Source organism: Saccharopolyspora sp. NPDC047091, from assembly GCF_040643635.1.
In the GTDB taxonomy this organism is placed as follows: Bacteria; Actinomycetota; Actinomycetes; order Mycobacteriales; family Pseudonocardiaceae; genus Saccharopolyspora_C.
The window spans coordinates 1-12,833 of the sequence record NZ_JBEYUS010000110.1 but is presented as its reverse complement, the minus strand read 5'-3'; the positions used below and the strand labels follow the sequence as shown (position 1 = coordinate 12,833).

Annotated in this window: 12 protein-coding genes; 5 read left to right on the top strand and 7 right to left on the bottom strand. The window is 73.0% G+C overall.

The genetic code is table 11. The features are described from left to right. Together ABZ805_RS28055 and ABZ805_RS28050 are read left to right on the top strand one after the other, a co-directional pair. A partial coding sequence (locus ABZ805_RS28055) for a DUF3632 domain-containing protein (RefSeq protein WP_358446565.1) occupies nt 1–766 on the top strand: 766 nt, incomplete at its 5' end. 257 nt (nt 767–1,023) lie between these two features. Then, nucleotides 1,024–2,172: a glycerol dehydrogenase gene (locus ABZ805_RS28050; RefSeq protein WP_358446563.1), complete on the top strand. Its 1,149-nt coding sequence runs from the start codon at nt 1,024–1,026 to the stop codon at nt 2,170–2,172. A gap of 55 nt (nt 2,173–2,227) precedes the next feature. Here ABZ805_RS28050 and ABZ805_RS28045 read toward each other — a convergent pair whose 3' ends face one another. The 4 genes from ABZ805_RS28045 to ABZ805_RS28030 all read right to left on the bottom strand — a co-directional run bounded on the left by ABZ805_RS28045 (nt 2,228) and on the right by ABZ805_RS28030 (nt 5,155). Next, the gene (locus ABZ805_RS28045) at nt 2,228–2,938 is read right to left on the bottom strand and encodes a GntR family transcriptional regulator (RefSeq protein WP_358446561.1); all 711 of its coding nucleotides are present in this window, start codon (nt 2,936–2,938) and stop codon (nt 2,228–2,230) included. Between the two features lie 25 nt (nt 2,939–2,963). After that, a complete protein-coding gene (locus tag ABZ805_RS28040; protein WP_358446559.1) occupies nt 2,964–3,722 on the bottom strand; it encodes a maleate cis-trans isomerase in 759 nt (252 codons plus the stop codon). A gap of 162 nt (nt 3,723–3,884) precedes the next feature. Next, the gene (locus ABZ805_RS28035) at nt 3,885–4,646 is read right to left on the bottom strand and encodes an Asp/Glu racemase (protein ID WP_358446556.1); all 762 of its coding nucleotides are present in this window, start codon (nt 4,644–4,646) and stop codon (nt 3,885–3,887) included. A gap of 14 nt (nt 4,647–4,660) precedes the next feature. Next, nucleotides 4,661–5,155, bottom strand: a complete 495-nt coding sequence (locus ABZ805_RS28030; protein ID WP_358446553.1) for a DUF3830 family protein — start codon at nt 5,153–5,155, stop codon at nt 4,661–4,663. 306 nt (nt 5,156–5,461) lie between these two features. Here ABZ805_RS28030 and ABZ805_RS28025 point away from each other — a divergent pair, with 306 nt between their 5' ends. After that, on the top strand, nt 5,462–6,445 hold the full coding sequence (locus ABZ805_RS28025) for a D-2-hydroxyacid dehydrogenase (RefSeq protein WP_358446551.1): 984 nt from the start codon (nt 5,462–5,464) through the stop codon (nt 6,443–6,445). Next, nucleotides 6,442–7,851 carry an amidase gene (locus ABZ805_RS28020; RefSeq protein ID WP_358446548.1) on the top strand — a complete coding sequence of 470 codons (1,410 nt, stop codon included), beginning with the start codon at nt 6,442–6,444 and terminating at the stop codon, nt 7,849–7,851. The genes ABZ805_RS28025 and ABZ805_RS28020 overlap by 4 nt, the downstream gene beginning before the upstream one ends. A 70-nt stretch (nt 7,852–7,921) precedes the next feature. Here the strand turns inward: ABZ805_RS28020 and ABZ805_RS28015 are convergent, their stop codons facing one another. Further along, a complete protein-coding gene (locus ABZ805_RS28015; protein WP_358446545.1) occupies nt 7,922–8,914 on the bottom strand; it encodes a putative sulfate exporter family transporter in 993 nt (330 codons plus the stop codon). Nucleotides 8,915–9,027: 113 nt separating this feature from the next. Between ABZ805_RS28015 and ABZ805_RS28010 the strand changes: the two genes are divergently transcribed. Next, nucleotides 9,028–9,948 carry a LysR family transcriptional regulator gene (locus ABZ805_RS28010; RefSeq protein ID WP_358446543.1) on the top strand — a complete coding sequence of 307 codons (921 nt, stop codon included), beginning with the start codon at nt 9,028–9,030 and terminating at the stop codon, nt 9,946–9,948. A gap of 72 nt (nt 9,949–10,020) precedes the next feature. On the opposite strand, the gene ABZ805_RS28005 is transcribed toward ABZ805_RS28010, so the two are convergent. Both ABZ805_RS28005 and ABZ805_RS28000 read right to left on the bottom strand, forming a co-directional pair. Continuing rightward, nucleotides 10,021–11,454, bottom strand: a complete 1,434-nt coding sequence (locus tag ABZ805_RS28005; protein ID WP_358446540.1) for an aldehyde dehydrogenase family protein — start codon at nt 11,452–11,454, stop codon at nt 10,021–10,023. Nucleotides 11,455–11,532: 78 nt separating this feature from the next. Then, the gene (locus ABZ805_RS28000; protein WP_358446537.1) at nt 11,533–12,807 is read right to left on the bottom strand and encodes an MFS transporter; all 1,275 of its coding nucleotides are present in this window, start codon (nt 12,805–12,807) and stop codon (nt 11,533–11,535) included. Nucleotides 12,808–12,833 lie beyond the last annotated feature (26 nt).

The window sequence follows — 12,833 nt, the reverse complement described above, 5'->3', positions numbered from 1 at the left end:
GGCGACCGACCCGGTGCCGATGGACATCTCGAAGGGCGAGATGTTCCGCCAGGGCGGCAGCAGCTACCCGAGACTGGTCCGGCTGGAGAACGGCGAGGCGACCGCCACCTCACCGCGCGGCGCACCGCCCGCCGAAGGCGCGGCCCGCTTCGCCGCACCGGTGCGCGACGCCTGCACCCGCCGCCGCGGGGAGGACGCGATCGCCGCGATCCTGTGGGCCGCCTGGCACCCGGTGCTCACCGCCGCCCGCACCGCCCCCGCCACCCAGCCGCGGCTGGTGGCACTGGTGGCGGCGGTGCGCGACCTCGGGCCGCTTCCCGGGCGGAACCGGGTGTGGGGCCTGGAGGTGTTCACCGACCTGCCCTGCTTCGGCGCGCTCCTGCGCGAGACCTGGGACGCCGACCCCGCCGGGCAGGTACCGCTGGCCGCGTTCGCCGCCCGCCTGACCAGCAGCGGCATCGACTTCTCCCTGCACGCGCTGTGGGCGCTGCGCGAGCACCTCGAACACCCCGATCCGCCGCGGGACCTGGGCGCGGTGCTGAGCTGGGCCCGCCACGCCGGTCCGGTGCTGGCCGAGCACGCCCGCACCCACCGGGTGTTCGCCGACCACGACCGCGGACCGGACCGGCTGGGGCCGCTGGCGCTGTCCCGCGGGATCGACGGCCACGGCTTCTCCCCCGCCCGGTGGGCGTTCTGGCGCACCCGCCTCGCCGAACTCGGCACGCCGGACTCGCGCGCCGCCCTGGACCTGCTCCCTCCGTTGTGAGCACGGCGCCCCACCTGCGACGTCGATCACCCGCGCAGCGGGCGGCCCACCACCGCAGGGCACGCGCGGAACGCACCGACCTGCAGTGACACCCCGTCGAGGCCGGGAACCCGCCCGCCGCGGTGTTTCCGGTGCCGGCGGTGGCGGGTAGCGCGTTATCAGCATGTGGAGCAGCGGGTTGCCCCGCACGGCGGTGGCGCGTTCCCCTCGGGGCGAACCCCGGTCCACCGGGTCGCACGCAGGAAAGGCACCTCTCCATGACCGACACGTCCGCGCCACTGCGCACGCTGATCTCCCCCGGCCGCTACGTGCAGGGCCGCGGCGCACTGGACTCGCTGGGCTCCTACGTCGCGCAGCTCGGCGCCACGCCGCTGGTGCTCGCCGACGACGTCGTGCGCGGCCTGACCGAGGACGCCATCACCGCCTCGTTCACCGCGGCCGGGCTGCCGGTGCGGTTCGAGCGGTTCGGCGGCGTGCCCACCGCCGCCGAGAGCAGCCGCGTCGGCGACGTCGTCCGCGACCAGGGCGCCGACGTGATCATCGGGGTCGGGGGCGGGGCGCCCATCGACACCGCCAAGGCCGCAGGCGACGACACCGGGCTGCCCGTGGTCAGCGTCCCCACCGTCGCCTCCACCGACGCGCCCTGCTCGGCGCTGTCGGTCGTCTACACCGGCGACGGCTCCTTCGAGTCCTACCGCTTCTACCACCGCAACCCGGCGCTGGTGCTCGTCGACACCCGGCTGGTCGCCGACGCGCCCGCCCACTTCCTCGTCGCGGGCATCGGGGACGCGCTGGCGACCTGGATCGAAGCCCGCGCCGTGCGCCAGGCCAACGCCACCACCATGGCCGGCGGGGCCGCGACCCGCGCCGGAGCCGCCCTGGCCCAGCTGTCCTGGGACATCCTGCACGAGTCGGCGATCCCCGCGGTGCGCGCCGTGGAGCAGAACCTGGTGACCCCGGCGGTGGAGGAGGTCGTGGAGGCCAACACGCTGCTGTCCGGTCTCGGGTTCGAATCCGGCGGTCTCGCCGCCGCCCACGCCATCCACGACGGGCTCACCGCCGTCCCGCACACCCACGGCCTCGCCCACGGCCAGAAGGTCAACATCGGGTCGATCGCGCAGCTGATCCTGGAAGGCCGCCCCACCAGCGAGATCCACGACTTCGTCGAGTTCACCACCCGCGTCGGCCTGCCCACCACGCTGACCGAGGCCGGGCTCGGCGACGCCGACGACGCCGTGCTGCGCACCGCCGCCGAAGCGGCCTGCCACCCGGACGAGACGATCCACAACCTGCCGTTCCCGGTGACCGCGGACGCCGTCGTCGACGCGCTCAAGGCCGTCGAGGTCACCGGACGCGCCGTGCGCGCCGACGCGGGCCTGCCCGCACCCGTCGCACCCGCGCACTGAACCGCGCCCAGACCGCTCCGGGCGCCGCACCCCGCGGCGCCCGGAGCACCGGTCATCAGCTCGCGTCGGACTCCGACAGCAGCGGCGCGTAGGCGTTGAGCCGCTCCAGCGCGTCGTTCATGTGCGCCTCCAGCCGCGCCAGCAGCAGCGCCTCGTCCCCGGACTCGATCGCATCGACCAGGCCCGCGTGCTCGTCGACGAGGGTCTGCGGATCCGCGGTGTACTTGTCCTGCAACGCCGTCAGGCACATCCGCTTCTCCACCAGCAGCGTCTGCGCCATCCGCTGCAACCGGGGACTGCCCGAGACCCGCACCAGCGTCTCGTGGAACTCCTGATCGGCGTCGGAGAGCTCGATCGCATCACCCAGGCCCGCGGCCGAGACGATGCGGGCCTGCGCCGCGGTCAGCTCCGCGACCGCCTCCACCCGGTGGTGGCGCACGATCCGCTCGCACGCGGCGCGCTCCACCGCCAGTCGCGCCAGGTAGATGTCGGCGACGTCGTCGGCGTCGAGCGTCGTCACGAACAACCCGCGGTGCGGTTCGCTGTGCAGCAGCCCTTCCTGCACCAGCCGCTGCATCGCCTCCCGCAGCGGGCCGCGGCTGACCCCGAGCCGGGACGCCAGTTCCGCCTCGCCCATCTGGCTGCCCGGCGGCAACGACCCGTACATGATCGCCGAGCGCAGCTGGTCGGCCACGATCGCGGCGGTGGACTTGCGCTGCACCGGCTCTAACTCGCCGTGCTGGTTCTGCTCGTCGACTCCGAGCACCGACACCATCTCCTCATCGCCTCCGCTAGTGCGGGCCCGCTCCCCCGAGCTGCCCGTCCGCCGGACCGGCCTGCCGGAACAAGGTGCCCAGGCCCTCGCGGGCGCGGGTGTCCCCGGCCAGTCGCAGCACTTCCCACGCGCTGACCTGGTTGGCGGTCAGCACCGGTTTGCCCACGCGCTGTTCGAGCTCGTCGAGCCACGCCGCGCTGTGCAGCGCCGTGTCCGGCATCAGCAGCGCCTGCGCGGGTGGGTCGTCGTTGGCCGCCGCGAACTCCAGCACCTGCTCCCGGTCCAGCGTGCCGACCTCGGCGGCGGTGACGATGCCGCGGCTGGACAACCGGGTGACCTCGATGCCGTCGTGCGCCAGGAACGACGCGAACCGGTCGGCGACGTCGGCCGGGTAGGTCGCGGCCACCGCCACCCGCCGCAGCCCGAGGCGCGCCGCGGCGTGCACGAACGCGAACGAGGTGCTGGAGGTCGGCAGCCCGGTCACGGCCTGCAACTTCTCCACCTGGTCGCGGGCGCCGTCCCAGCCGAAGACGAAGCTGCCGCTGGTGCACGCCCAGATCACCGCCGAGACCTCGTGGGCCAGCAGCGAGCGCGCACCGGCGGCCAGCACCTCTTCCGAACCGACGTCCAGCAGCGCGTCGACCCGGTGGGCGTCCTCGCGCATCTCGGTGTGCACCAGCGGCAGCGCGACGTCGTCGCCGAGCAGCCGTTCCAGGACCGGGTAGTCGTCCTCGGCGCTGTATCCGGGGTAGAGAATTCCCGCGGTGATCGACACCGGCAGCTCCCTCCTTGCTCGTCCCGCGATCCCGAGGGGACCACGGGCGAACGACACCGGACCGGCGGTCAATTGTCGACAATGTTACCGCACGGTTCGGGGTCGCCCGACATGGCAGAAACGCTTTCGTAATTCGATCGACACGCCGCGCACCGGCGCCGATCAGGCCGCGGACGCCGCGCCCGCCCGCACCAGCCGCTGCTGCGGCGCCACCGCGGGCAGCCCCATCGCCCGCAGCGCCGCCCACATCGTCACCTGGTTCGCCGTGAGCACCGGCTTGCCCAGCTCCTGCTCCAGCGGCCCGATGATGTCGTAGGTCGGCAGGTTCGTGCAGCTGATGAACATCGCCTCCGCATCCGGGCGGTCCGCCGAACGCACGATGTCCACCACCTGCCGGTACCCGACCTGCCAGATCCTGCCCAGCAGGCCCAGCCCCACGCTGGTGACCACCTCGACCCCGTGCTCGCCGAGGAACCCCACCAGCCGCTCGGTCACGTTCTCCACGTACGGCGTCGCGATCGCCACCCGCCGCACCCCGAGCACCTCCAGCGCCTGCACCAGCGCACCCGAGGTCGTCACCGCCGCCGGCGCACCCGCATCCCGCATCACCGAGGTCAGGTTCCGCTCCCCGGCCGCGCCGTCGACGAAACTGCCCGACGCGCACGCGTAGGCCACCACCTCCGGTTCCGGGGTCAGCAGGTCGCGCGTCGCCGCGTGCACCGCCGCCTCGTCGGAGATCAGCGACGCCATCTCCACCGTCATCGGCACCGGCACGAACGCCGTCCGCGTCACGTACAGCGACACCTCCGGCGGCGTCCACCGCCACAACTCGCGATCCATCGCCAGGTCGAACGGGGCCACCACGCCCACCCCGCGCTGCGGCACCGGACCCGGCAGCCCGCCCAGCAGGTCCTCCGGCGGCATCGGTCCGGCCCCCGTCAACCCGAGTGGCGTTCGTAGCGCAGCCGCTCCCCGACGCTGCCCGCGCGCCACACGTCGTTGCAGGCCGCCGCGAACTCCGCCAGCCCCTCCACGATCGAGCCGTAGACGTTGCCCGGCACCCAGCCCACGTCCCCGTTGAGCAGCAGGTTGTTGCGCCCGTAGAAGATCGCCAGGTCGATCACCCCGGGCAGCTCCTGCAGGTCCTTCTCCTCCTTGAACCCGCGGTCGAGCATCCCGCTGTCGAAGGAGAAGTACACGAGGTCACCGGGGATCGGCGTCACGGTCGGGTTCTCCTGGCCGGGTTCCCGCGCGGCGAACCGCTCGACCATCGTGTAGATCTCGTTGCGCGCGTACTTCGCGTGGTGCACCGGCCCCGCCTGCGGCAACGCCTGCCACACGGCCTCGCAGGTGCGGGGGGCGTCGGCGTCCAGCAACTCCGCCACGCAGGACACGCCGCGCTTCTCCAGCGTGATCGACAGGTACCTGGGCATCGTGAATTCCGTTCCATGGGGGGACAGCAGATGCGAATCGGTCTCCGCGGTCTCGGCTCGCGGCCACCACCGGCCACGCCGTGCCCTGCCCAGGGCCGAAGACCTCCCCCGCGGGCCGCGCGCACCGACCGGTGGCGGCCCCGCAGCGAGGTACCTGCGGATTGTTGACAATCCTACGAGCGCTTCCTAGCGTGTCAATCCCCGGACGGCGATCGACTTCAGGTCATGATCGACACCCAGGCCAGGCGCGATCTCCGGGCACCGCGACGACGCGCGCACCCACCCCGACCACCGCGAAGGCAGGTCATGACCCAGCACACCCCCACCGTCGTCGTCCTCCACGGTGGCAACCCGCCACCGGCCATGGACCGCATCGCCGCGGCCGCCGAACTCCGCCCCGCCACCGAGGACGAACTCGCCACCGCACTGCCCGGCGCCGACGTGCTGTTCGTGTGGGACTTCCGCTCCGACGCCGTCGCCGACACCTGGGCGCACGCCGACTCGCTGCGCTGGGTCCACGCCGCCAGCGCCGGAGTCGACCGGCTGCTGTTCCCCGAACTGCTCGACTCCCCGGTCGCCCTCACCAACTCCCGCGGCATCTTCGACGCACCCATGGCCGAATACGTCCTGGCCACCGTGCTCACCTTCGCCAAGGACCTGCACACCAGCGTGCGCCTGCAAGACCGCCGCGAATGGCGCCACCGCGAAACCGAACGCATCACCGGCAAGACCGCCCTCGTCGTCGGCACCGGACCCATCGGCCGCGCCATCGCGGGCAACCTCACCGCCGCCGGACTCCACGTGCACGGCGCCGGCCGCATCGCCCGCACCGGCGACCCCGACTTCGGCACCGTGCACGCCTCCGACCGGCTCCACGACGTCCTCGGCGACTACGACTACGTCGTGCTCGCCGCACCGCTGACCGACAAGACCCACGGGCTCATCGACGCCGACGCCCTCACCCGGTTCCGGCCCACCGCACGCCTGATCAACGTCGGCCGCGGCGAACTCGTCGTCCAACCCGACCTCGTCGAAGCACTCGAAGCGGGCACCATCGCAGGCGCCGCCCTCGACGTCTTCGACACCGAACCCCTGCCCACCACCTCACCCCTGTGGGAGATGCCCAACGTGCTCATCTCCCCGCACATGTCCGGCGACACCATCGGCTGGACCACGGAACTGGTGGAACTGTTCCTGGACAACCTGCGCAACTACGCCCACGGCGGAGAACTGCGCAACGTAGTGGACAAGCAGCGCGGCTACGTCAGCGGAACGGAGCGAACCCGATGACCCAGACCCCCGCGGCCACCACCCCGGCCGACCTCACCGCCACCGACATGCTCGAACGCTTCGCCACCGGAGAGCTCTCCCCGGTCGAGGCCACCGAAGCCACCCTCACCCGCATCGCCGACGCCGACCCCGCCGTCAACGCCTACTGCCTCGTCGACGCCGACCGCGCCCTCGACCAGGCCCGCGCCGCCGAAACCCGCTGGGCCCGCGGCGAACCCCGCGGCCGCCTCGACGGCGTGCCCACCTCCATCAAGGACATCTTCCTCACCCGCGACTGGCCCACCCTCCGCGGCTCCCGCACCATCGACCCCCACCAGCCCTGGACCGCCGACGCCCCCGCCGTCGCCCGGCTGCGCGAACACGGCGCCGTGTTCGTCGGCAAGACCACCACCCCCGAACTCGCCTGGAAGGGCGTCACCGACAACACCCTCACCGGCATCACCCGCAACCCCTGGAACCCCGAGCGCACCCCCGGCGGCTCCAGCGGCGGAGCAGGCGCCGCCGTCGCCCTCGGCATGGCACCCCTGGCCATCGGCACCGACGGCGGCGGCTCCGTGCGCATCCCCGCCGCCTTCTGCGGCATCTGCACCATCAAACCCACCTACGGGCGCATCCCGCACTACCCAGCCAGCCCCTACGGCACCATGGCCCACGCCGGACCGATGACCACCACCGTCACCGAGACCGCGCTCATGCTCGACGTGCTCAGCGGACCCGACAGCCGCGACTGGTCCGCCCTCGAACCACCCGCGCACTCCTTCCTCGACGGCCTCGACGACGGCGTCGCCGGACTCCGCATCGCCCTGAGCACCGACCTCGGCTTCGCCACCGTCGACCCGGAGATCGCCGACGCCGTCACCCGCGCCGCCCGCACCTTCGCCGAACTCGGCGCCACCGTCGAGCACGCCGACCCCGGCTTCACCGACCCCGTCGAGGACTTCCACGTGCTGTGGTTCTCCGGCGCCGCCAAATCCGTCGAACACCTCACCGACGACCAGCGCGCCCTGCTCGACCCCGGACTCGCCGAGATCGTCCGCCAAGGCCTCACCTACGACGCCCAGGACTACCTCGAGGCCACCAACACCCGCATGCTCCTCGGCCAGCGCATGGGTGCCTTCCACGAGACCTACGACCTGCTGCTGACCCCCACCGTCGGCATCGCCCCGTTCGAAGCCGGACTCGAAGCACCCGCCGACGCCACCAGCCCCCGCTGGACCGGGTGGACCCCGTTCACCTACCCGTTCAACATGACCCAGCAGCCCGCCGCCAGCATCCCCTGCGGATTCACCGGCGACGGCCTGCCCATCGGCCTGCAGATCATCGGCCCCCGCCACTCCGACGCCCGCGTCCTGCGCGCCTGCCGCGCCTACGAACAGGCCCACCCCTGGCAGCGCCCCGGCAGGTGACGCACCGCCGAACACCACGCACGCAGTGCACGCGGCCCCGCCCGGAACCTCCCGGGCGGGGCCGCGTCGCTCACGTCAGCAGCAACATCCCCGTCGCCGCCGTGCCCACCACCAGCACCGTCGAACACGCACCCAGCAGCAGCGCCCGCGGCCCCGCCCGCCGCAACCCGCCCACCCGCACCGCCGTGCCCAACGCGAACAACGCCGCCGCCAGCAGCACCGACGACACCTGCGCCGCCACCCCCAACACCGGCGCGGGCACCCAGCCCGTCGCCCGCACCCCCATCGCCACCAGGAAACCCACCACGAACAACGGCAGCAACGGCACCCCCGAACCCCCCGCACCACGTCGCCGCACCCATCCGACCACCGCCACCACCGGGGCCAGCAGCGCCACCCGGCTCAACTTCACCACCACCGCCACCGACACCGCCGCCGCACCCGCCGGGGACGCCGCCGCCACCACCTGCGCGACCTCGTGCACCCCGCCACCCGCGACCCGACCCACGTCCGCGGCATCCCACCCGCACGCCGAACCCACCAGCGGCACCAGCACCACCAGCAGCGTCCCGAACACCGTCACCATCGCCACCCCGGCCGCCACGTCCTCGTCCTCGCGCTCCACCACCCCCTCCACCGCCGCGATCGCCGACGCACCGCAGATCGACGACCCCACCGCCACCAGCACCGACAACCCCGGTGGCAACCCCAGCGCCCGGCCGATCAGCACCGTGCCCACCACCCCCACCACGACCACGGCCACCACCACGCCCAGCGTCGCCGCCCCCAGCCCCAGCACCTGGCCCACCGCCAGCTGCAACCCCAGCAGCACCACCCCCGCCCGCAACGGCGACCGCGCCACCCACGCCAACCCCGGACCCGCCGCACCCGTCCCGCCCGGCAGATTCCCCACCAGCACCCCCAACGCCACCGCCGCGGTCACCACACCCACCCCCGGCACCCACGCCGACACCAGCTGCGCGACCAGCACGCCCACCGCGGCCACCACCACACCCGGCAGCCGCTCCACCCACACCGCACGCAACTCCACCGACGTCCGCATGACCCGAGCCTCACCCGCCACGGCCCCCGCCGGTAGCCGTCAACCGCACAGGTCCCCATAACCGAACTGCATCACCGCAACCCCGAAACCCGCTCCAGCGCTACAGTTGCTGCATGGCAGACCCCGACCCGCTGTCCCTGCGACTGCTCGTGCTCATCGGCGAACTCGGCAGCATCGGCGCCGCCGCCGCACAACTGCGGATCAGCCAGCCCTCCGCCAGCAAACGCCTCAACAGCCTCGAACGCCGCCTCGGCCTGCACCTCGTCGAACGCACCCGCCGCGGCGCCGAACTCACCCCCGCGGGCAACACCGTCCTCGACTGGTCCCGCGACATCCTCACCGACCTCGACGCCCTGCACACCGGCGTGCACGCCCTGCGCGCCCGCCACGAACAACGCCTCCGCGTCGCCGCCAGCATGACCATCGCCGACTACCTCGCACCCCGCTGGCTCACCTCGCTGCGCACCGCCTTCACCGGACTCCGCCTCGAACTCGACGTCGCCAACTCCACCGCCGTCACCGACGCCGTCCGCCACGACCGCGCCGACCTCGGCTTCCTCGAATCACCCGACGTCCCCGACGGCGTCTCCGTGCGCTACCTCGCCCGCGACCGCATGACCGTCGTCGTCCCACCCGACCACCACTGGGCCCGCCGCCGCGAACCCCTCGACCCCGCCGAACTCGCCGCCACCCCGCTCATCGTCCGCGAACACGGCTCCGGCACCCGCGAAACCCTCGACCACGCGCTCGCCACCGCAGGCGCCACCCCCGCCGAACCGCTCCTCGAGCTGCACTCCACCACCTCGGTGCGCAACAGCGTCGTCGCCGGCGCCGGACCCGCCGTGCTCAGCACCCTCGCCGTGGCCACCGACCTCGCCGCCGGGCACGTCGTCGAAGTCCCCGTCACCGGACTCGACCTGCACCGGCCCCTGCACGCCGTCTGGCGCGCCGGACACCGCCTCACCGGCCCCGCCGCCGCCCTGCTCTCCGTCGCCCTCCGCGACGCCGCCGACAACGGCACCGGACCCCGCTGACACGATCACCCCATCGAGCACTGGCGAACGCGTGTTCGAACTCCGCATCATGAAGTCATGACCGCCACCCGATCACCCCAGCTCGGACATCACGTGCTTGATCCGGCTGTACTCCTCCAACCCGAACCGCCCGAAATCCCGCGCCGACGCCGAATGCTTGAACCCGCTGTGCGGCATCTCCGCCACCAACGGCCGATGCACGTTCACCCACACCGTCCCGGCCTGCAACGCACGCGACATCCGCAGCGCCCGCGCATGATCACGCGTCCACACGCTCGCCACCAACCCGTAGCGCACCCCGTTCGCCAACCCCACCGCCTCCTCCTCCGAGGAGAACCGCTGCACCGCCACCACCGGACCCAGCACCTCGTGCTGCACCAACTCGTCCGACTGCTCCACATCCGCCACCACCGTCGCCTCGAAGAAGAACCCCCGCCCACCACGACGACGACCACCCGCCACCACCCGCGCATGCGCCGGCAACCGCTCCACGTACCCCGCCACCAACTCCAACTGCCCCGCGCTGTTCAACGGACCGAACGCCGCATCCGGATCCTGCGGCGGCCCCGGCCGCCACACCTCCGCCTGCGCCGCCAACTCCCCCACCAACTCCGCGTACACCTCATCCGCCACCAGCACCCGGCTCGCCGCCGTGCAGCTCTGCCCCGCATCCCCGAACGCCGCCGCCGCGATCCCCCGCGCCGCCGCCGGCACATCCGCATCCCCGAACACCACCGCAGGAGCCTTCCCGCCCAACTGCAAGTGCGCCCGCTTCAGATCCGCCGCCGCAGCACCCGCCACCTCCATCCCCGACCGCACCGTCCCCGTGATCGAGAACATCCCCGGCACCTCGTGCGCCACCATCGCCCGACCACTGTCCCGATCACCGCAGATCACGTTCAACACCCCCGGCGGCAACACCCCCACCGCCGACTCCGCCAACAACACCGCGCTCACCGGAGTCGTTTCCGCAGGCTTGAACACCACCGCATTCCCCGCCGCCAACGCAGGCGCCACCCGCGCCACCGCCAACAACAACGGATGCGTCCACGACGCCACCTGCGCACACACCCCGATCGGCTCCCGCCGCGCGAACGACGTGCACCCCGGCACGTACTCACCCGCAGCACCCGCCTCCTGCAACCGCGCCGCACCCGCGTAGAACCGCAGCAGATCCACCGCCCGCGGCAACTCCCCCGACCGCACCACCTCCCACGGCTTGCCCGTGTTCCGGCACTCCGCCAGCACGAACCGCTCCGCGGACCGCTCCACCTCCTCCGCCCACCGCAACAACGCCCGCTGCCGCTCCCCCGGAGTCGTCACCGACCACTCCTCGAACGCCGCCGCCGCGACCCCCATCACCTCATCCACATCGGTCCACCGCGTCAGCGGAGCCGACCCGTACTCCTCCCCCGAAGCCGGATCCACCAACGGCAACGACTCCCGCGCCACCGTCCCCGAACGCACCCCGCCCACGACGTTCCGCAGCTCCAGCGCAGTGGACACCCGGACCTCCTCCGACCGACGGCACCGATCACGCGACCCTAACCGCGCACCGGCCCCGCGCTCAGCCGCGCCGCGCCCTCACCGCGACACCTCCACCGGACGCGTCCGGCACACCCACTGACCCGCGGTCCCCACCGCCAGCAGCACCACCACCGGCACGAACGCCCACCGGTACGCCACCACCGCGGGCAGCGCCGACACCGCCTCCAGCACCAGCCCGACCACCAGCTGGATCACGACGCCCGCCAGGAAACCGCCCATGTTCACCACACCCGAAGCGGCACCCGAACGGTGGACCGCATTCGCCTCCCGCGCACCGTCGAACGCCAGCATCGCCGCACCACCGCCGAAGCCCAGCACCGCCAGCACCACCACCAGCACCGGAACCGACATCGCCCCCGGCCACGCCACGACCAGCAGCCAGGTCAGCACCACCAGCACCGACATCCCCAACGTGTAGCGCTCCCGCCGCCGCGGCCGACCCGCGATCCACTGGCTCGCCACCAGCGAACCCACGATGAACCCGATCGCCGCCACCAGCAGCAGCTCACCCGCCGCGGCCGACGCCACGCCCTGCGCACCGGTCAACCACGGCGCACCCCACAGCGTGGTGATCGCCAAGAACTGCGAGAGCAGCACGAAGTGCACCCAGAACGACTGCTTCGTGCCGCGCTGCGCCACCACCAGGCGCAACGTGCGGGAGATCCGCTCCCCGACCTCCGAGGGAACCTCCGGGCCCAGCCCGGCCGGCCGGTTCCGGATCACCGCACCGGCCACCACCGCCAGCACCGCGGTCAGGCCCGCCGCGCCCAGGAACGTCGGCACCCAGCCCAGGCCGTGCAGCGCCGCCGTCAACGGCACCGTCGAGAGCACCTGCCCGAGCCCACCGACCAGACCGGTCAACGCCGCCACCCGCCCGTACCGGTCGGCCGGGAACCACTGCGCGGCCAGCCGCAGCACGTTGGTGAACATGAACGCGTCACCGATGCCGATGAACACCCGACCGGTGACCCCGCCCAGCACCGAACCGCTCACCGCGAACACCGCGGACCCGATCGCCAGCGCCAGCACTCCACCGGTGATCACCCGGCGCGGCCCCAACCGGTCCGCCAACAGCCCCGACGGCACCTGCAGCACCAGGTACACACCCAGCTGCAACGCCGAGAACAGCGCCAGCACCCCCGGGCCCGCGGAGAACCGCACCAGCGCGTCCGGCGCCGCGACCCCCAGGCTCGCCCGGTGGAACAGCGCCACGAAGTAGCACGCCGCGCCCACGCCCCACACCAGCCACGCGCCGCGCTGGGGCGCGATCGCCCTCGCCACCTGCTGCTCCCCGGCAACACCGACAGACACCGGAACACCCACCTCTCGGCTCGAAC

Coding starts and splice junctions, on each gene's coding strand:
- ABZ805_RS28050 (WP_358446563.1), top strand. CDS start 1,024: ATGACCGACACGTCCGCGCCACTGCGCACGCTGATCTCCCCCGGCCGC.
- ABZ805_RS28035 (WP_358446556.1), bottom strand. CDS start 4,646: ATGCCGCCGGAGGACCTGCTGGGCGGGCTGCCGGGTCCGGTGCCGCAG.
- ABZ805_RS28030 (WP_358446553.1), bottom strand. CDS start 5,155: ATGCCCAGGTACCTGTCGATCACGCTGGAGAAGCGCGGCGTGTCCTGC.
- ABZ805_RS28025 (WP_358446551.1), top strand. CDS start 5,462: ATGACCCAGCACACCCCCACCGTCGTCGTCCTCCACGGTGGCAACCCG.
- ABZ805_RS28020 (WP_358446548.1), top strand. CDS start 6,442: ATGACCCAGACCCCCGCGGCCACCACCCCGGCCGACCTCACCGCCACC.
- ABZ805_RS28015 (WP_358446545.1), bottom strand. CDS start 8,914: ATGCGGACGTCGGTGGAGTTGCGTGCGGTGTGGGTGGAGCGGCTGCCG.
- ABZ805_RS28010 (WP_358446543.1), top strand. CDS start 9,028: ATGGCAGACCCCGACCCGCTGTCCCTGCGACTGCTCGTGCTCATCGGC.